The organism is Actinomycetospora aeridis, assembly GCF_037400275.1.
Lineage (GTDB): Bacteria > Actinomycetota > Actinomycetes > Mycobacteriales > Pseudonocardiaceae > Actinomycetospora > Actinomycetospora aeridis.
Genome location: NZ_JBBEGL010000011.1, coordinates 49,579 through 67,415, shown reverse-complemented (window position 1 = coordinate 67,415; position 17,837 = coordinate 49,579). Strand labels below are relative to the sequence as shown.

The following is a 17,837-nucleotide window of genomic DNA, read 5'->3' as shown; positions in this document are numbered from 1 at the left end:
ATGCTGTCGTCGGCCTTCGGCGTCGCAGCTCCGCTGCGCTCCGTGCGACCTCAGGCGGAGACGGTCTCCTCCGCCGGGGTGATGCCGACGGTCTTGCGACCGCGCTTCGACCCGAACGTCACCGAGCCGGCGACGAGGGCGAACAGCGTGTCGTCGCCGCCACGGCCGACACCGACGCCCGGGTGGAACTTGGTGCCGCGCTGGCGGACGAGGATCTCGCCGGCCTTGACGACCTGGCCGCCGAAGCGCTTCACACCGAGCCGCTGGGCGTTCGAGTCGCGACCGTTGCGGGAGCTGGACGCACCCTTCTTGTGAGCCATGTCTGCTCCCCTTACTTCGAGATGTTCGTGACCTCGAGGCGGCTGTAGCGCTGGCGGTGGCCGACGCGCCGCTTGTACCCGGTCTTGTTCTTGTACTTCATGATCTTGATCTTCGGGCCCTTGTTCTCACCGACGATGCTGCCGGTGATGGAGACCTTCTCGAGGTCGGACGCCGAGCTGAGCACGGTGCTGCCGTCGACGATCAGGACGGGCTGCAGGTCGACCGTGTCACCGTCGAGGAGCTCCACGTCGATGACGTCGCCGACCGCGACCTTGTACTGCTTGCCGCCGGTCTTCACGATCGCGTACATCTTCCGCGGGACTCCTGTCTGCGAGGGCTTCCGGCTCTCGCGCGCGGCTCGTGCGGTGCGAGCTCGGCGCGCATGGTGCCGCGGGTGACGACCCGGCGGGCTCCGACGTCCTAGGGTACCCGCCCCCTGGTGCGGGTCCGACCCCGGGGGACGACCCGCACCACGGAGGGCGCGAACGGTCAGTCGGTGGGCGGTCCGGCCGGGCGCGAGGCGGCGCGACGACGCCCCCGACGGGCGGTGCCGCTGCCCGTGGGGACGGCGGCGGTCTCGGGCGTCTCGGCCTCCTCCTCGGCGGCCCGCGGGGCGCCCGCGGGCGTCACGAGGGCCTCGTCGGGGCCGTGCCCGTTGCCGTTGCCGTTGGGGGCGCCGATGGCACCGGTGATGCGCGGCCCAGCAGTAGCAGCGGCCCCGGTGCCCGCCCGGGCGTCGGTGCCGGTGTCCGGGCCGGTGCCGTTCCCGCCGGGGACGTGCTCCTGGAGATCGGCCTCGAGGGCGACCTCGGCCTCGACGGCGTCGTGGATCGTCTCCTCGACGGCCTCGGTGTCGGCCTCGGTGTCGGTCTCGGTCTCGGTGTCGGCCGCCGGCTCGGCGACGGCCTCCTCGGCGCCGGTCGCGGACGCGAGGCCCGCCTCGAGCTCCACCTCGGCCTCGTCCGCCTCGACGACCGTCTCGGTCTGGGTCCCCACGGACGTCCCGACGGTCTCGGTGACCTCGGTGACGTCTGTGGCCTCGGTGGCCTCGGCCTCCTCGGCGTCCTCGCCGCCCTGCTCGGGCAGCAGACCCGTCGCCGCGGCCACCGCCGCGGGCGAGCCTCCCTCGGAGCGCTCCGAACGACGGCCGCGACGGCCGCGCCGCCCGGACCCGCCGGAACCGGAGTCCTTTCCGGACTCCTTGCCCCCGGACTCCTTGCCGCTGGACTCCTTGCCGTTGTCCTTCCCGGAGTCCTTGCCGGAGTCCTTGCCGCTGTCCTTCGACCCGTTCCCGTTCGACGACCCGTGGTCGTGGCCCATGACCGGCTCGGACGACACGATGACCCCGCGCCCGCGGCAGTGCTCGCAGGTGGTGGAGAACTCGTCGAGCAGGCCCTGCCCGACGCGCTTGCGCGTCATCTGCACCAGGCCGAGCGAGGTGACCTCGGAGACCTGGTGACGCGTGCGGTCACGCCCGAGGCATTCGGTGAGGCGGCGCAGGACGAGGTCGCGGTTGGACTCCAGCACCATGTCGATGAAGTCGATGACGATCATGCCGCCGATGTCGCGCAGCCGGAGCTGGCGGACGATCTCCTCGGCGGCCTCGAGGTTGTTGCGCGTGACCGTCTCCTCGAGGTTGCCGCCGGACCCCGTGAACTTGCCGGTGTTGACGTCGACGACGGTCATCGCCTCGGTGCGGTCGATCACCAGCGTGCCGCCGGAGGGCAGCCAGACCTTCCGGTCGAGGGCCTTGATCAGCTGCTCGTCGATGCGGTGCGCGGCGAACACGTCCTCGGGTCCGGTGTGGCGGGTCAGGCGCCCGGCGAGCTCCGGCGCGACGTGCGACACGTAGCCCTCGAGGGTCTCCCACGCCCGCTCACCGGAGACGACGAGCGAGGAGAAGTCCTCGTTGAACATGTCGCGGACGACGCGGATGAGGAGGTCGGGCTCCTCGTAGACGAGGGTCGGCCCCTTCGAGCTCTTCGCGCCGGCGGCGGAGGACTCGATGACCTCCCACTGCGCGGTGAGCCGACGGACGTCGCGGTCGAGGTCCTCCTCGCTGACGCCCTCGGCGGCCGTGCGGATGATCACGCCCGACTCGTCGGGGACGATCCGCTTGAGGATCTCCTTGAGTCGCTTGCGCTCGGTGTCGGGCAGCTTGCGGCTGATCCCCGTGGCCCCGCCCGCGGGCACGAACACGAGGAAACGGCCGGGCAGGCTGATCTGGGTCGTGAGGCGGGCGCCCTTGTGGCCGACGGGGTCCTTCGTCACCTGGACGAGCACCTGGTCGCCGGTCGACAGCGCCTGCTCGATCTTGCGCTGCTTGCCCTCGAGGCCAGAGGCGTCCCAGTTGACCTCTCCGGCGTAGAGCACGGCGTTGCGCCCGCGCCCGATGTCGACGAACGCGGCCTCCATCGACGGGAGCACGTTCTGCACCCGGCCGAGGTAGACGTTGCCGACCATCGAGTTCTGGCCGTCGCCGGCCACGAAGTGCTCCACGAGGACGCCGTCCTCGAGCACCCCGATCTGGCTGCGCCCGGCCTGCTGGCGCACGACCATGGTCCGCTCGACGGCCTCGCGCCGGGCGAGGAACTCCGACTCGGAGAGGATCGCGGGGCGCCGACGGCCGGACTCGCGGCCGTCCCGGCGACGCTGGCGCTTGGCCTCGAGACGCGTCGAGCCCTTGACGCCGCGCACCTCGTCGTTGGACGACTTGCCGCCCTCGGGCCGCTCGACGCGGTCGCGGACGTGGGTGACGGTGTCCGGCGGGTCGTCCCCCTCGGACGACGAGCCGTCGGAGGACGAGCCGTCTCCCTCCGAGGACCGACGGCGCCGCCGACGCCGGCGCCGGGAGCTGCCCGACGACCCCTCGCCCTCGTCGCCGTCGTCGGTCTCGGAGCTGTCGGAACCCTCGGAGGCGTCACCGGACTCGTCCTCGGAGTCACCGGACCCACCGGTGCGCTCGTCGGTGTCGCCCGCGTCGTCCGCGTCCGAGCCGTCGCCGTCGGCGTCGTCGCTGCCACCCCGGCCCCGGCCGCGCCCGCGGCGGCCCCGGCGGCGCCGGCGGCGGCCGCCGTCGTCCTCGTCGTCACCGGCGTCGGAGTCGGGCCCGGAGTCGGCCCCGGAATCGGCCCCGGAATCGGCCCCGGAATCGGCCCTGGAGCTCGCGTCGGACCCGCTGCCGGCGGACGTGCCCGACGAGGTGCCGGACGAGGTCTCGGCGTCCTCGGCGGGCGCGGAGTCCCCGGTGGTCTCGGTCTCGGTGGCCTCCCCGGGGGTGACGACGCCGGTAGAGCGGCTGCCGCGACGCCGGCGGGTGCGCGACGGGGCGACCTCGGCGTCGGGGGTGCTCTCGGGGGCCAGGAACATCGGCGCCGCGAAGGCCGGGGCGCCGGCGGTCTGCGGTGTCGCGGTGGTGTCGGACGTGACACCCGTCGTGACGTCGTCCGTGGTGTCGCGCTCCGACTCCGGCAGGAGCAGCGGGTCGTCCGGGGTCGCCGGGTCCTCGCCGAGCACGCTCGCGCTCGACTCGGCGGCCGCCGTCGTGCCGGCGGGGGCACCCGGAGCCGGGAACAGGTCGTCGACGACCCGGCCCACGACCTCACGGTCGACGCTGGACTGCGCGCTGCGCGCCCCGACGCCGAGCCGGGCGAGCACCGCCAGCAGCTCGCGACTGGACGTGCCCACGACGCGGGCGAGCGCGTGCACCCGCACCTTGTCGGGCAGCGCGGCCAGGGCCGCGTCGTCGGGGCGTCCGGGTGCGACGGCCCCCGCGGCGGGTGATCCGCCGGGAGGGGTGTCGGTGTCGGTCATCCATCTCCTCCGCCCCCGGGCGCGACACGGAGGTCGCGGCCACACGGGGACCTCGCGTGGTCTCGCCGGAGCGGCCGTCCCGGGGGACGGTCGCCGAGTTGCGGCACGACCGGCGGATCGGGTGGCCGTCGGATCGTGCAGTGCGGCGACGCGAGAGCACCGAGGCCGACCGGGTCCGTCCGGAGGGGCTACGCGGGGGGTGCCGCGCGGTCCGCCGCGAGCGGGTCGATCAGCTCCCCGCGCTCGTCGAGCCGGCCCTGGGCCCTCCGGGTGGCCCTGACGGGCTCCGGGAACTCGAGGTCGGCGACGGCGCGAAGGGCACTGCACACATCGTCGGGTCGTGCGGCCGGCGTGGTGTGCCGTACGACCGCTGTCAGTCTCCCACACGTCGCCGCCGGTGCACGGTCCTCCCGGTCAGCCGCCGCTGGTTCGTCCTTTCGGGTGAGCCCACACCCCAGTTCGGCGACGGCCGCGCGCACGTCCAGCGGACGGGGTCCGTTCTTCGTGAGGCGCTCCACCGACACCTCCGGCGCCGCGAGGAACGCCTCCACAGCGGCGGCGAGCGCGTCGTCCGACACGCCGGGGGTCTCGATGTCCCAGATGCTCGCGTCGATGCGGTCGGCGAGGGCGCCGGGGCCGGCGAGCACCACCTCGACCACGGCGATCCCGTCGGGCAGGACCGCGTCGACCTCCCGCGCGACGACCGCCGGATCGAGGTGCTCGGTGACCCCGATCTCGACGTACTCGGCCTCGCTGGCCGCGCCCGTCGGCGCGGCACCGATCCAGGACAGCCGCGGATGGGGACTGAAGCCGTGCGAGAGCGACACCGGCACCCCGGCGCGGCGCAGCGTCCACTCCATGGTCCGCGCGACATCGCGGTGCGAGCTGAACCGGGCACGCCCGCGCTTCGCGAACCGCATCCGGAGCTTGGCGACGGTGGGCGCGGAGGGGTGGGGCGCCTCGCCGGCCTTCGTCCTGGACGCCATCAGCCATCCCCTCCCCCGGTCGACAGCACCATCATCTCCTCGCCGGCCGGGCTGAAGCCGGCCGCGCGGTAGAACGCCGCCCCGGCCGGGGACGGCCGCAGCACGAGCCGGACCAGCCCGCGGTCGCGCGCGTGGGCCACCGCGGCGCCCAGGAGCTTGCGGGGCACGCCGCGGGGCGCCTCGCCGAGCGCGACGAGGCTCCCGACGTATCCCCAGCGCTCCCCCGGCCGTCCGGGCGCCGGCATGGCGGCGACCTCGGCGACGTCGAGGGACCCGACGGCCGCCCACTCGGCCCACTCGGCCCCGGCGGCGCGGGCCTCGGCGACCCACACGGCGTGGTGGGACAGCTCGGCGCGCCACCACGTCGCGAACCCGTGCTCGAAGCCCGGGTCGGCGCCCGGGGTCGCGCGGCCCCGCTGCTCGACCCACGCCCGGCGCAGCGCGGCGACGGCGTCGCCGTCCGTGGTGCCCGCCCGGCGGACGCGGACCTCGGGCTCCGCCGGCTCCTGCCCCGCCGTGCTCACGGGTGCCCGGGCACGGTGATCACCGGCGGTCACACCCCGCGGTCGGACGCGAGGGCGGGGTTGCGCACCGGGGTCGACCGCCGGCTCTCCACCGGCGTGATCGGCAGGGACGGGCGCCCCGCCGGGGCCATCTGGATCTCGGTGCCCATCGTCGGGCAGACGCCGCAGTCGAAGCACGGCGTCCAGCGGCAGTCGTCCTGCTCCTCGGCGTTCAGCGCGTCCTGCCAGTCGTCCCACAGCCAGCCGCGGTCGAGCCCGGAGTCGAGGTGGTCCCACGGCAGGATCTCGTGCTCGCCGCGCTCGCGGGTGGTGAACCACCCGAGGTCGACGTCGTGCAGCTCCGCCTCCGCCGCCGCGACCCAGCGCTCGAACGAGAAGTGCTCGCTCCAGCCGTCGAACTGCTGGCCGTCGCGCCACGCCCGCTCGATCACCCGGCCGACACGGCGGTCACCCCGGCTGAGCAGCCCTTCGATCAGGCTGGGCTCGCCGTCGTGGTAGCGCAGGCCGATGTTGCGGCCCAGCGAGCGGTCGCTGTTGATCGCCTCGCGGAGCTTGCGCAGCCGGTTGTCGACGACGTCGGGCGCGGTCTGTGCGGCCCACTGGAACGGCGTGTGCGGCTTGGGGACGAACGCGCCGATCGACACCGTGGTGCGGACGTCGCCGCGGCCGGCGGCCTTGCGTCCGGCGCGGATGACCTCGTGGGCCATCGACGCGATCTGGAGGACGTCCTCGTCGGTCTCGGTGGGCAGACCGCACATGAAGTACAGCTTGACCTGCCGCCACCCGTGCTCGTACGCGGTGGAGACGGTCGCGATGAGCTCCTCCTCGGAGACCATCTTGTTGATCACCTTGCGGAGGCGCTCGGACCCGCCCTCGGGGGCGAACGTGAGGCCGGACCGGCGACCGCTGCGGGTCAGCTCCTCGGCCAGGGTCACGTTGAACGCGTCCACGCGGGTCGACGGCAGGCTCAGGCCCGTACCCGTGCCCTCGTAGCGGTCGGCGAGCGACGTGGCGATCTCGCCGATGCCGGAGTGGTCTGCGCTGGAGAGCGAGAGCAGCCCCACCTCGTGGTAGCCCGAGTTCTGCAGGCCCTGCTCGACCATCTCCCCCACGCCCTGCGGCGACCGCTCCCGCACCGGCCGGGTGATCATGCCGGCCTGGCAGAAGCGGCAGCCGCGCGTGCAGCCGCGGAAGATCTCGACGCTCATCCGCTCGTGGACGGTCTCGGCCATCGGGACCAGCGGCGCCTTCGGGTAGGGCCAGTCGTCGAGGTCGCTGGTGGTGCGCTTGTGGACGCGGGCGGGCGCCGCGTCACTGGTGGGCGTCACCGCGGCGATGGCGCCGTCGTCGCCGTAGGTCACGTCGTAGAGGCCGGGGACGTAGACACCGGGCACCGCGGCCGCGCGCTCGAGGGTCGCCCGCCGGTTGAGGCCCTGCGCCTTGGCCTCCCTGACGGCGTCGGTGAGCTCGCCGACGACCTCCTCGCCGTCACCGAGGGCGACGAGGTCGACGAAGTCGGCGATCGGCTCGGGGTTGAACGCCGCGTGCCCGCCGGCGAGGACCAGCGGGTGCTCGCCCGTCCGGTCCGCGCTGTGCAGCGGGATCCCGGCGAGGTCGAGGATCGAGAGCAGGTTCGTGTAGCCCAGCTCGGTGGCGAAGCTGACGCCGAGCACGTCGAACGCCCCGACCGGACGGTGTCCGTCGACGGTGAACTGCGGGACGTCATGCTCGCGCATGAGCGCGGCGAGGTCCGGCCAGACGGCGTAGGTGCGCTCGGCGAGGGCGTCGGGGCGCTCGTTGAGGACCTCGTACAGGATCATGAGGCCCTGGTTGGGCAGCCCGACCTCGTAGGCGTCGGGGTAGCACAGCGCCCAGTGGACCGGCACCGAGTCCCACGGCTTGGTGCCCGCGTTGCGCTCGCCGCCGACGTACTGCACCGGCTTCTTCACCCGCGGCAGCAGGGGTTCCAGGCGTTCGAACACGGACTCGACCACGGGACCCAGGGTAACGATCGGGGCCGACGGCCCCCTCGACCCGGGCACACGGTGAACTGACCGGCCACCGCAGCCGAAGATCGGCCCGTGGAGGAGTTCGCCCGGGTCGGGGACGTCGAGCTGTGCTACGAGGTCCTCGGCGAGGAGCGGGCCCCGACCGTCCTGCTCGTCATGGGCCTCGGGCTGTCGATGGACTGGTGGCGCGACGACTTCTGCCACGCCCTGGTCGACCGCGGGTTCCGGGTGGTCCGCTTCGACAACCGGGACGTGGGCCGCTCGACGCACCTGACCGGGCGAGGGATCGGCCCCTGGGGGTTCCTGACGCGGCGGGCGGACCCCGTCTACACGCTCGGCGACATGGCCGACGACGCGGCGGGCCTGATCGCCCGGGTGGCACCCGAGGGCGCCCACGTGGTCGGGGCGAGCCTCGGCGCGATGGTCGCCCAGGAGATCGCGATCAGGCATCCCGCGAGGACCCTGAGCCTGACCTCGATCATGGGACGTCCCGGCGACCGCCGCACCGGGAAGGTCGCGTGGCGGATGGTCCCTGAGTTCCTGCGCCCGCCGGCGGCCGACCCTGTCGAGGGCCTCGTGGCGTCGTTCCGCCGTATCGGGTCGGCCGGGCGCACGCCCGAGGACGACGAGGACGTGCGGGTCACGGCGCGCCGGGCGTTCGCCCGGGAGTCCGGCGACGGCGGGTCACGCCAGCTCGCCGCGTGCGTCGGCGAGCGCGACCGCACCGCCGACCTGCGAGCGCTCGCGTGCCCGACCCTGGTCATCCACGGCGACCGGGACCGCGTCATCACGCCGTCAGGGGGACGCGCGACCGCCGACGCGGTGCCCGGTGCCGAGCTGCTGACGATCCCGGGGATGGGTCACGACCTGGCCCGCTGGACCTGGCCGGTGATCCTGGACGGGATCGCGCGGGTGGCTAGCCGAACCAGAGCTTGATCTCGCGCTCGGCGGACTCGGGCGAGTCGGAGCCGTGCACGATGTTCGAGCCGGTCTCGAGGGCCAGGTCGCCGCGGATCGAGCCGGGCACCGCCTTCTCCACCGGGTCGGTGCCGCCCGCGATCTGGCGGAAGGCGGCGATGGCGCGCGGGCCCTCGACGACCATGGCGGCCACGGGCGCGGAGGTGATGAAGGTGATGAGCTCCTCGTAGAAGCCCTTGCCCTCGTGCTCGGCGTAGTGCTGCGACGCGAGGTCGCGGTCGACGTCCTTCAGCTCCAGCGACACGAGGCGCAGACCCTTGCGCTCGATGCGCGAGACGACCTCGCCGATCAGCCCGCGCTGTACGCCGTCGGGCTTGACCAGCACCAGGGTGCGCTCACTCACGTCGTTCGTTTCCCCTCTTCGTGGACCGCCTGTCGGCGCCGAGGGTAACGAGCACCCTCAGACGCCCCGCTCCGCCCACTGCTACCCGGGTCCGGCTCCGCTGCGCTCCGCGAACAGTCGCTGGCGTCGCAGCACCTCATGACGCATCCACAGCATCAGCGCCCACACGAGGCAGAAGACCAGCCCGAGCACGCCGAGGGACGGCGAGACGATCCACCCGAGCAGCATCAGCACCTGCAGGCCCAGGGCCAGCGGCAGGCCCCAGGGCCGCGAGAAGGTCGCGATCGCGACGATCATGCCGAGGGTCAGCACGACCACCCAGATGATCTTCGCCGGGGTGAGGCCGCCCTCGACCTTGTCCATGACCAGCAGCCCGAGCGGCACGATGACGACCTCGAGCGACAGGCACGCGCTGGCGGGGCCCCGGAACGCCTTCCGGGCCGCCGCCCCACCATCGGCCACCGTCATGCCGGCTCCCTCCCCAAGAGCGTCCGGGCCTCGCCCGCGGCGACGACCGACCCCACGACGAGCACGCCGGCGCCCGCGACCGGCGTGTCCGGGTCGTCGGTCTCCTCGGCGAGCCCGATCGCCGTCTCGAGTGCGGCGTCCATCCGGGTCTCGACGACCACCCGGTCGGCGCCGAAGAACCCGACTGCGAGGCTGCCGAGCTCGTCGGCGTCCATCGCCCGTGGCGACGCGACGGCGGTGACCACGACCTCGTCCAGCACCGGCTCGAGCGCGGCGAGGATCCCGTCGGCGTCCTTGTCGCGCATCACGGCGACGACCCCGACGAGGCGGCGGAACGAGAACTCCTCGCGCACCGCGGCGGCCGCGGCGCGGGCCCCGTGGGGGTTGTGCGCGGCGTCGACGACGACGGTCGGCGCAGCGCGCAGGCGCTCCAGCCGCCCCGGCACCCGCACCGACGCGAACGCGTCCCGCACCGCGGTGATGTCGAGCTTGCGGGAGGCGCCGGCGCCGAAGAACGCCTCCACCGACGCGAGCGCCAGCGCGGCGTTCTTGGCCTGGTGCTCGCCGAAGAGCGGGAGGTAGATGTCGTCGTACTCGCCGCCGAGCCCCTGCAGGCGCAGCTGCTGGCCGCCGACGGCGACCTCGCGCCCGAGCACCCCGAACTCCATGCCGGAGCGGGCGACCTCGGCGTCCATCGCGACCGCGCGCTCGAGCAGCACCTTCGCGGCCTCGGGCGCCTGCTCGGCCATGAGGGCGACCGCGCCCTCCTTGATGACGCCCGCCTTCTCGGCCGCGATCCCGCCGAGCTCCGGGCCGAGGTAGTTCACGTGGTCGATGTCGATCGGCGTGATCGCGGCGACCGCGGCGTCGGCGACGTTGGTGGCGTCCCAGCTCCCGCCCAGCCCCACCTCGAGGACCGCGACATCGACCGGGGCGTCGGCGAAGGCCGCGAAGGCCATGCCGGTGAGCACCTCGAACTTCGAGAGCCGCGGGCCCTCGCCCTGGGCACGGTCGACGATCCCGAGGAACGGGGCGATCTCCTGGTAGATCTCGACGTAGCGCCGGGCGCTGATCGGGACGCCGTCGATCGCGATCCGCTCGGTGACCCGCTGCAGGTGCGGGCTGGTGTAGCGCCCGGTGCGCGGGCCGATGCGGGTGAGCAACGCGTCGATCATGCGCGTCACCGAGCTCTTGCCGTTGGTGCCCGCGACGTGGATCACCGGGTACGAACGCTGCGGGTCGCCGAGCACCTCGACCAGTGCGCGGATGCGCTCCAGCGAGGGCTCGATGCGGGTCTCGGGCCAGCGCTGGTCGAGCTCGGCCTCGACGGCGCGCAGCGCGGCGAGCGACTCGGCGTCGTCGGGCTCGTGGCCGGGCCGGTCGTCGGTCGGGCCGGTGGTGACGCCCTGGCTCAGCGCGTCGGCGAGCGCGCCCCCGCCCGGCCCGGAGCCGGCGTCGTCGGCGCCGCCCGCCATCGCGAGGAGCTGGGCCAGCTCGTCGGCGTCGGCGTCACCCGACGCGTCCTGATCTGCGGAGAGGGAGCCCCATCGGTCGTCGCTCATCACCCACGATGCTACGGCGGCGAGTCACCCCGGGCCCGCGCCGCCAGCCGGTCGGCGAAGCCCTGCGCGAGCTCCGGCTCCCCCGGCCCCGACCCGGCCGCCCGCCCCACGGCGAGGCCCAGCAGGTAGGCGCTGATCGGCGCCGCCGGCCGGGCGACGCCGTGGGCGACGTCCCTGGTCATGTCGAGCACGAGCGGGGTGACGACCGCGGGCTCGACGAGCTCGCCCAGCTCGTCGATGCCGAGCTCGCGGGCCACCTCGTCGATCCAGTCGGAGAGATCACTCACCTAGAAGAGGGCTCCCACGTTCTGGAGCAGGGACCAGACCCCGTAGAGGAACGGGATCACGACCCACGCCCAGGCCAGAACGGCGAGCACGGTGCGGTTGGCGGTCATCGGGACACCTCCTCGCTCGGCTTGACCCCGGCGTCCTCGACGCCCCCGCGTTCGGAGTCGGGGACGTAGTGCTGCGGGTCGACCGGGCGGATCAGCTCGTTGGCCACGAAGCCGACCGCCAGCAGCCCGATCATGATCGAGAACGAGACCGTGTACTTCGCCGGCCCGGCCACGTCGCCCTGGGCCTCGACGACCGCGTTGACGATCAGCGGGCCGAGCACACCGGCCGCCGACCACGCGGTGAGCAGGCGGCCGTGGATGGCGCCGACCTGGTAGGTGCCGAAGAGGTCCTTGAGGTAGGCCGGGATGGTGGCGAACCCGGCGCCGTAGAAGGACAGGATCAGCAGCGAGGCGATCAGGAAGATCACCTTGTTGCCCTCGCCGAGCAGCAGGATGACGAGGTAGAGCAGGGCTCCCACCCCGAGGTACATCCGGTAGATGTTCTTGCGGCCCACGACGTCGGACGTCGACGACCACACGAACCGCCCGAGCATGTTCGCGAGCGACAGGATCGACACGAACGCCCCGGCCGCGGCCGCGATCGTCGGCCCGGGACCGGTGGTGGCGAAGAAGTCCTGGTAGATCGGCTGCGCCTTCTCGAGGATGCCGATGCCGGCGGTGACGTTGAAGCACAGCACGATCCACAGCAGCCAGAACTGCGGGAGCCTGATGGCCGTCGAGGCCGAGACCGCCGGGCCGGCTCCGGTCGCGCCGGGCGAGGCCTGCGGCGGGTTCGGGGGCTGCCAGTCGTCGGCGGGCACGCGCACGAGCAGCCAGCCCACCGACATGAAGATCGCGTAGCCGATCCCCATCACGAGGAACGTCTGCGACAGCCCCGCCGGCGACGTCCCGAAGCCGGAGAGCAGCGCCTTCTCGACGGGCTGGGCGATGAGCGCGCCGCCGCCGAAGCCCATGATCGCGATACCGGTCGCCATGCCGGGCCGGTCGGCGAACCACTTGATCAGCGTCGAGACCGGCGAGATGTACCCGATGCCCAGGCCGATGCCGCCGACGAAGCCGTAGCCCACGACGACCAGCCAGTACTGGCCGATCGCGATGCCGCCCGCCGAGATGAGGAACCCGGCGGCGAAGCAGACGGTGGACACGAACATCGCCCACCGCGGCCCCTTGCGCTCGACCATGGTGCCGCCGAACGCCGCGGAGAGCCCGAGCATCACGATCGCGAGCTGGAAGGGCAGCGCCGTCGCCGTGCCGGAGAGCCCCAGACCCTGCCCCAGCCCGGCCTTGAGCACGCTCCACGCGTACGCCTGCCCGATGCCGAGGTGCACGGCCAGCGCGGCCGGCGGAACGAGCCAGCGACTCCATCCCGGTGGTGCGACGATGGAGGAGCGATCGAAGAAGCCGCCGGCCATGGATGGTCTCCCTTCGACCCGGTGCGGTGCCGGGCGACTACCCGGTCGGACGATCGGTCACACACCGATCACACACAGCGAGCAGGGAGGTCGGCATGGGACGGGTCACCGTGAAGCGTCCGGTGCTGCGCATCGTCGACGGCGAGACACGACGGCGTCCCGACACGCTGGCCGCCGAGGAACCGCTGGAGATCCGGGTCGCCGGCCGGCCGCTGGCGGTCACCATGCGCACGCCGGGCCACGACGTCGAGCTCACCCACGGCTTCCTGCTCACCGAGGGCGTCATCGGCGACCGCGAGGACGTCTCGACGGCCCGCTACTGCGACTCGCTGGACGACCACGGCCGCAACACCTACAACGTGCTCGACGTCGCCCTCGCCCCCGGCGTCGCCCCGCCGGACGACTCGGTGGAACGCCGCTTCTACACCACGTCGTCGTGCGGGGTGTGCGGCAAGGCCTCGCTCGACGCGGTGCGCACGAAGACGCGCTTCGCGCCCGGCGACGACCCGGTCACGCTGACGCCGGACCTCCTGTCGACGCTGCCCGACGCGCTGCGCGAGGCGCAGGCCGTGTTCGACAGCACCGGCGGGCTCCACGGCGCCGGCCTCTTCCGCGCCGACGGCACGCTGATCGTGGCCCGGGAGGACGTCGGGCGGCACAACGCGGTCGACAAGGTCCTCGGCCACGCGCTGCTCGAGGGCGCGATCCCGGCGACGGGCACGATCCTCATGGTGTCCGGGCGGGCGTCGTTCGAGCTGACCCAGAAGGCCGTGATGGCCGGGGTCCCGGTGCTCGCCGCGGTGTCCGCGCCCTCGTCACTGGCGGTGGAGATGGCCCGCGAGAGCGGGATGACGCTCGTGGGGTTCCTGCGTGGCCGCTCGATGAACGTCTACGCCGGCACGCACCGGATCGTCACCGAGGATGCTCCCCTGGTGGGTGCCGACGGCGCCTGACGCGCCGCGACGGCCCGTACGGTGGGCGGACCGCCCGCCCGCCCGTGTGTCAGGAGGTCACCGACCGTGCCGGCACGCCCGACCCGACGCCAGTTCCTCCTCGGCACCGCGGGCGCGCTCGGGGTCGCCGGCGCCGTGGGGCTGGGCGGGGTGCTCGTCGGGCAGGACAGCCCGGCGCCGCCGCCGCAGCGGATCCCGGCGCCGTCGCGCCGCCCGGAGCCCACCGACGCGGTCAGCACCGTCGAGTGGGTGGACTCCACCGCGCGCGGACGCCCGGTGCGGTTGGTGACCGTGCTGCCGCCCGCCGCGCAGCGGGCCGGCCTGCCGGTCTGCGTCGCCCTGCACGGGCTGCGGGGCAACGCGCTGTGGTGGGGCGAGGCCGGCAACCGCGGGCTGCTCGGCGACGCCTGGGCCCGCGGGGTGCCCCCGTTCGCGGTGGTCGGCGTCGACGGCGGCGACAACTACTGGCACCCCTACACAGCGGGCGACGACCCGCTGCGCATGCTGCTCGACGAGCTCCCGGAGTGGCTGCGCCGGCGGGGCCTCGCGACGACCCCCGCGTCCGGCGACATGCCCGGCGAGCCGGCGATGGTCACGGGCATCTCGATGGGCGGCGCCGGCGCGCTGCTCTACACCCGCGAGCGGATGCGGCGGCGCCGCCCGCTGCGCGCGGTCGCCGCCGTCAGCCCCGGGCTGTTCACCGACTGGCGGGTCGCCTCACGCCGCCCGTTCGCCGGGCAGGCCGACTGGGAGGCCAACGACCCGCTGCGCTTCTCCGGCGAGATCGCGGCGACGCCCGCGGGCATCTGGTGCGGCGACCGCGACCCCTTCGTCGACGCCACGCGCCGCTACATCACGACGGCGCGCCCCGAGGTCGGGGCGATCAGCCCGGGACGCCACGACGGCGTCTACTACGCGAAGGTCATGCCGGAGGTGGCCGGCTTCCTCGGCCGGCACGCCCGCGACGAACCGATCGGCCCCGGGGCGCGCCGGGCGGGCTGAGCGCGATCGGGGCAGTCGCCGTGATCGTGAGGTCGGTGACGGAAGCCCGCGGATGTGCGGGTGTTCGTCACCCGGTTGACGATCTTCTGCTGCGGACGGTGGACGCCCCGGCGGCACGAGCGAACGGGGACTTCGGACGCAGAGAAGCGGCGAACCGCACGTTCGCTGCCACAGCGACAGGGTCACGGCTCCCGCGGGGGAAGGGGAGCCGGGCGGGGGTGAGCCCGTCAGGCCGACTTGTCGCGGCGCTCCCGCCGCGAGGGCTGGCGCGGGACGATCGTCGGGTTGACGTTGTCCTTCACCGTCTGCTCGGTGACCACGACCTTGGCGACGTCGTCACGACCCGGGATGTCGTACATGACCGGGTTGAGGACCTCTTCCATGATCGCGCGCAGACCGCGGGCGCCGGTGCCGCGCAGGATCGCGAGGTCGGCGATGGCCTCGAGCGCCTCGGGCGCGAACTCGAGCTCGACGCCGTCCATCTCGAAGAGCTTCTGGTACTGCTTCACCAGCGCGTTGCGCGGCTCGGTGAGGATCTGCACGAGGCTCGGCTGGTCGAGGTTCGACACCGACGCCACGATCGGCACGCGGCCGATGAACTCGGGGATGAGCCCGAACTTGATGAGGTCCTCGGGCAGCGTGTCGCCGAACGACTCCGCGGACTCCATCTCGGCCTTCGACCGGATGTCCGCGCCGAAGCCCAGGCCGCCCTTGCCGACACGCTCGGCGATGATCTTCTCGAGACCAGCGAAGGCCCCCGCCACGATGAACAGCACGTTCGTCGTGTCGATCTGGATGAACTCCTGGTGCGGGTGCTTGCGCCCGCCCTGGGGCGGCACCGACGCCGTGGTGCCCTCGAGGATCTTCAGCAGCGCCTGCTGCACGCCCTCGCCGGAGACGTCGCGCGTGATCGACGGGTTCTCCGACTTCCGCGCGATCTTGTCGACCTCGTCGATGTAGATGATGCCGGTCTCGGCGCGCTTGACGTCGTAGTCGGCGGCCTGGATCAGCTTGAGGAGGATGTTCTCGACGTCCTCGCCGACGTAGCCGGCCTCGGTCAGCGCCGTGGCGTCCGCGATGGCGAAGGGGACGTTGAGCAGCTTCGCGAGCGTCTGGGCGAGGTAGGTCTTGCCGCAGCCCGTGGGGCCGAGCATGAGGATGTTGGACTTGGCCAGCTCGACGGTGTCGTCGTTGCGGCTGCCCTCGCGGTTCTTCTCGCCCGCCTGGACGCGCTTGTAGTGGTTGTAGACCGCCACCGACAGCGTCTTCTTGGTGTCGTCCTGGCCGATCACGTACTGATCGAGGAACTCGTGGATCTCGGTCGGCTTCGGGAGCTCGTCGAGCTTGACCTCACCGGCCTCGGCGAGCTCCTCCTCGATGATCTCGTTGCACAGGTCGATGCACTCATCGCAGATGTACACACCGGGGCCGGCGATGAGCTTCTTGACCTGCTTCTGGCTCTTCCCGCAGAAGGAGCACTTCAGCAGGTCACCGCCGTCGCCGATGCGTGCCATCGCAGCAGACCTCGTGTCCCCTCCGGCGCACCGTGGTCGATGCGCTCATCCGTGGTTGACCGTACCCGCCCACCCCGTCGGACGGGGAGGTTCGCGCACTGTCGATCGTGCCGTGGATCGTGCAGGTCGCGGGCCCGGGACGTCTTCTCCTGCCCGGGCGTCGCGCCGCTCCCTCGACGGGCGGTCGGCCCGCTGCGCCGGGTGCGCCGGAAGGTACCGCTGCCCCTCCCGGGGCCGCGTGGGACGCGGCCCCGGGAACGGGGCGTCGGGGCGTCAGCGGCCGGCGGAGAGCTTCCGGCTCGCCACCACGTCGTCGATGAGGCCGTACTCCTTGGCCTCCGGCGCGGTCAGGATCTTGTCGCGCTCGACGTCGGAGCGGATCTGCTCGGCGCTGCGGTTGGTGTGCGTCGCGAGCGTCTCCTCCATGAGGCGGCGCATGCGCGAGATCTCCTGGGCCTGGATCTCCAGGTCCGACGCCTGGCCGTAGAAGCCCTCGGTCGCCGGCTGGTGGATCATGACCCGGGCGTTCGGCACGGCGAGCCGCTTGCCCGGCGCGCCGGCGGCGAGGATCACCGCGGCGGCGGAGGCGGCCTGGCCCAGGCACACCGTGGCGATGTCCGGGCGCACGTACTGCATCGTGTCGTAGATCGCCATGAGCGCCGTGAACGAGCCGCCGGGCGAGTTGATGTACATCGTGATGTCGCGGTCCGGGTCGTTCGACTCCAGGAACAGCAGCTGCGCCATCACGTCGTTCGCCGACGCGTCGTCGATCTGCACCCCGAGGAAGATGATCCTTTCCTCGAAGAGCTTGTTGTAGGGGTTGGACTCCTTGACGCCGTAGCTCGTGCGCTCGACGAAGGAGGGAAGGATGTAGCGCGCCTGCGGCGAGGCCGGAGCCGTGCCGCCGGGCACGTGGAGCTCACTCATGTGCTCTGTCTCCCGTCTCAGGACTGACCGTTGCCGTTGCTCGACGGCGTCTCGCTCGCGCGGGTGACCACGTGGTCGATGAAGCCGTACTCGAGGGCCTCGTAGGGGTCGAACCAGCGGTCGCGGTCCGAGTCCTCGGTGATGCGCTCGAACGTCTGGCCCGTGTGCTGGGCGATGAGCTCGGCGAGCTGGCGCTTGAGCTTCTTCATGGACTCGGCGCGGATCGTGATGTCCGATTCGGTGCCGCCGAGGCCGCCCGAGGGCTGGTGCATCATGATCTGCGCGTGCGGCAGGGCGAGGCGCTTGCCGCGGGCCCCGGCCGAGAGCAGGAACTGGCCCATCGAGGCGGCCAGGCCCATCGCGACCGTGGACACGTCCGGCTCGATCCACTCCATGGTGTCGTAGATCGCCATGCCCGCCGACACCGAGCCGCCGGGCGAGTTGATGTAGAGCGTGATGTCGCTCTTCGGGTCCTCGGCCGAGAGCAGCAGCAGCTGCGCCGAGATCTGGTTCGCGATGGTGTCGTTGACTTCCTGGCCCAGGACCACGATGCGCTCCCGGAGGAGGCGCTCGTAGACCGAGTCGTTGAGCGACATCGACCCGCCGGCGGTACGCATGACCGCCCCGGCCGCGTCGGAGAGGTGCTGGGTCACCTGGGTCCCTGCTTTC

The 17,837-nt window shown here is 72.9% G+C and carries 18 protein-coding genes; 3 read left to right on the top strand and 15 right to left on the bottom strand.

The genetic code is table 11. From position 1 onward, the window contains the following. Window positions 1-50 precede the first annotated feature (50 nt). The 6 genes from rpmA to WCD41_RS27495 form a co-directional block, all read right to left on the bottom strand. Complete coding sequence (gene rpmA, locus WCD41_RS27520; RefSeq protein WP_337718436.1) at window positions 51-320, bottom strand: 50S ribosomal protein L27; 270 nt, start codon at window positions 318-320, stop codon at window positions 51-53. An 11-nt stretch (window positions 321-331) separates the two neighbouring features. After that, window positions 332-631, bottom strand: coding sequence for a 50S ribosomal protein L21 (gene rplU / locus WCD41_RS27515; RefSeq protein ID WP_337718435.1), 300 nt, complete (start codon window positions 629-631; stop codon window positions 332-334). A 179-nt stretch (window positions 632-810) separates the two neighbouring features. Then, window positions 811-4,134 (bottom strand): translation initiation factor IF-2 N-terminal domain-containing protein, encoded by a 3,324-nt coding sequence (locus WCD41_RS27510; RefSeq protein WP_337718434.1) that lies wholly within the window; start codon window positions 4,132-4,134, stop codon window positions 811-813. Between the two features lie 188 nt (window positions 4,135-4,322). After that, window positions 4,323-5,120: a TIGR03936 family radical SAM-associated protein gene (locus tag WCD41_RS27505; protein WP_337718433.1), complete on the bottom strand. Its 798-nt coding sequence runs from the start codon at window positions 5,118-5,120 to the stop codon at window positions 4,323-4,325. Then, window positions 5,120-5,644: a GNAT family N-acetyltransferase gene (locus WCD41_RS27500; protein WP_337718432.1), complete on the bottom strand. Its 525-nt coding sequence runs from the start codon at window positions 5,642-5,644 to the stop codon at window positions 5,120-5,122. Before WCD41_RS27500 ends, WCD41_RS27505 begins: the two co-directional genes overlap by 1 nt. A 29-nt stretch (window positions 5,645-5,673) precedes the next feature. Continuing rightward, window positions 5,674-7,638, bottom strand: coding sequence for a TIGR03960 family B12-binding radical SAM protein (locus WCD41_RS27495; RefSeq protein WP_337718431.1), 1,965 nt, complete (start codon window positions 7,636-7,638; stop codon window positions 5,674-5,676). Between the two features lie 87 nt (window positions 7,639-7,725). Here WCD41_RS27495 and WCD41_RS27490 point away from each other — a divergent pair, with 87 nt between their 5' ends. Continuing rightward, on the top strand, window positions 7,726-8,589 hold the full coding sequence (locus WCD41_RS27490) for an alpha/beta fold hydrolase (RefSeq protein WP_337718430.1): 864 nt from the start codon (window positions 7,726-7,728) through the stop codon (window positions 8,587-8,589). Here the strand turns inward: WCD41_RS27490 and ndk are convergent. From ndk to WCD41_RS27465, 6 genes are all read right to left on the bottom strand, one after another. Then, entirely contained in the window at window positions 8,570-8,974 is a 405-nt protein-coding gene (ndk, locus tag WCD41_RS27485) for a nucleoside-diphosphate kinase (protein WP_337718429.1), read from the bottom strand. The genes WCD41_RS27490 and ndk overlap by 20 nt on opposite strands. 81 nt (window positions 8,975-9,055) lie before the next feature. Further along, window positions 9,056-9,442: a DUF4233 domain-containing protein gene (locus WCD41_RS27480; protein WP_337718428.1), complete on the bottom strand. Its 387-nt coding sequence runs from the start codon at window positions 9,440-9,442 to the stop codon at window positions 9,056-9,058. Continuing rightward, window positions 9,439-11,004, bottom strand: coding sequence for a bifunctional tetrahydrofolate synthase/dihydrofolate synthase (gene folC / locus WCD41_RS27475; protein WP_373695207.1), 1,566 nt, complete (start codon window positions 11,002-11,004; stop codon window positions 9,439-9,441). Before folC ends, WCD41_RS27480 begins: the two co-directional genes overlap by 4 nt. An 11-nt stretch (window positions 11,005-11,015) precedes the next feature. Beyond that, complete coding sequence (locus WCD41_RS27470) at window positions 11,016-11,291, bottom strand: DUF6457 domain-containing protein (RefSeq protein WP_337718427.1); 276 nt, start codon at window positions 11,289-11,291, stop codon at window positions 11,016-11,018. Next, window positions 11,292-11,399: an MFS transporter small subunit gene (locus WCD41_RS31255; protein WP_444876309.1), complete on the bottom strand. Its 108-nt coding sequence runs from the start codon at window positions 11,397-11,399 to the stop codon at window positions 11,292-11,294. It lies immediately after the preceding gene. Then, window positions 11,396-12,772, bottom strand: coding sequence for an OFA family MFS transporter (locus WCD41_RS27465; RefSeq protein ID WP_337718426.1), 1,377 nt, complete (start codon window positions 12,770-12,772; stop codon window positions 11,396-11,398). The genes WCD41_RS31255 and WCD41_RS27465 overlap by 4 nt, the downstream gene beginning before the upstream one ends. A gap of 95 nt (window positions 12,773-12,867) precedes the next feature. On the opposite strand from WCD41_RS27465, the gene fdhD reads away from it, so the two are divergent. Then, window positions 12,868-13,725, top strand: coding sequence for a formate dehydrogenase accessory sulfurtransferase FdhD (fdhD, locus tag WCD41_RS27460; RefSeq protein ID WP_337718425.1), 858 nt, complete (start codon window positions 12,868-12,870; stop codon window positions 13,723-13,725). A 66-nt stretch (window positions 13,726-13,791) separates the two neighbouring features. Further along, window positions 13,792-14,727 (top strand): alpha/beta hydrolase, encoded by a 936-nt coding sequence (locus WCD41_RS27455; RefSeq protein WP_337718424.1) that lies wholly within the window; start codon window positions 13,792-13,794, stop codon window positions 14,725-14,727. 227 nt (window positions 14,728-14,954) lie between these two features. Here the strand turns inward: WCD41_RS27455 and clpX are convergent, their stop codons facing one another. The 3 genes from clpX to WCD41_RS27440 form a co-directional block, all read right to left on the bottom strand. Next, a complete protein-coding gene (gene clpX, locus WCD41_RS27450) occupies window positions 14,955-16,241 on the bottom strand; it encodes an ATP-dependent Clp protease ATP-binding subunit ClpX (RefSeq protein ID WP_337718423.1) in 1,287 nt (428 codons plus the stop codon). Window positions 16,242-16,514: 273 nt separating this feature from the next. Beyond that, window positions 16,515-17,168, bottom strand: coding sequence for an ATP-dependent Clp protease proteolytic subunit (locus WCD41_RS27445; RefSeq protein ID WP_337718422.1), 654 nt, complete (start codon window positions 17,166-17,168; stop codon window positions 16,515-16,517). 17 nt (window positions 17,169-17,185) lie between these two features. After that, window positions 17,186-17,785, bottom strand: a complete 600-nt coding sequence (locus WCD41_RS27440) for an ATP-dependent Clp protease proteolytic subunit (RefSeq protein WP_133828384.1) — start codon at window positions 17,783-17,785, stop codon at window positions 17,186-17,188. Between the last annotated feature and the right edge of the window lie 52 nt (window positions 17,786-17,837).

What these genes read in the sequence shown, in the direction of transcription:
- WCD41_RS27510 (WP_337718434.1), bottom strand. Translation starts at nt 4,134, where the DNA reads ATGACCGACACCGACACCCCTCCCGGCGGATCACCCGCCGCGGGGGCC.
- WCD41_RS27465 (WP_337718426.1), bottom strand. Translation starts at nt 12,772, where the DNA reads ATGGCCGGCGGCTTCTTCGATCGCTCCTCCATCGTCGCACCACCGGGA.
- rpmA (WP_337718436.1), bottom strand. Translation starts at nt 320, where the DNA reads ATGGCTCACAAGAAGGGTGCGTCCAGCTCCCGCAACGGTCGCGACTCG.
- WCD41_RS27480 (WP_337718428.1), bottom strand. Translation starts at nt 9,442, where the DNA reads ATGACGGTGGCCGATGGTGGGGCGGCGGCCCGGAAGGCGTTCCGGGGC.
- fdhD (WP_337718425.1), top strand. Translation starts at nt 12,868, where the DNA reads ATGGGACGGGTCACCGTGAAGCGTCCGGTGCTGCGCATCGTCGACGGC.
- WCD41_RS31255 (WP_444876309.1), bottom strand. Translation starts at nt 11,399, where the DNA reads ATGACCGCCAACCGCACCGTGCTCGCCGTTCTGGCCTGGGCGTGGGTC.
- folC (WP_373695207.1), bottom strand. Translation starts at nt 11,004, where the DNA reads ATGAGCGACGACCGATGGGGCTCCCTCTCCGCAGATCAGGACGCGTCG.
- WCD41_RS27505 (WP_337718433.1), bottom strand. Translation starts at nt 5,120, where the DNA reads ATGGCGTCCAGGACGAAGGCCGGCGAGGCGCCCCACCCCTCCGCGCCC.
- clpX (WP_337718423.1), bottom strand. Translation starts at nt 16,241, where the DNA reads ATGGCACGCATCGGCGACGGCGGTGACCTGCTGAAGTGCTCCTTCTGC.
- WCD41_RS27440 (WP_133828384.1), bottom strand. Translation starts at nt 17,785, where the DNA reads ATGCGTACCGCCGGCGGGTCGATGTCGCTCAACGACTCGGTCTACGAG.
- WCD41_RS27445 (WP_337718422.1), bottom strand. Translation starts at nt 17,168, where the DNA reads ATGAGTGAGCTCCACGTGCCCGGCGGCACGGCTCCGGCCTCGCCGCAG.
- rplU (WP_337718435.1), bottom strand. Translation starts at nt 631, where the DNA reads ATGTACGCGATCGTGAAGACCGGCGGCAAGCAGTACAAGGTCGCGGTC.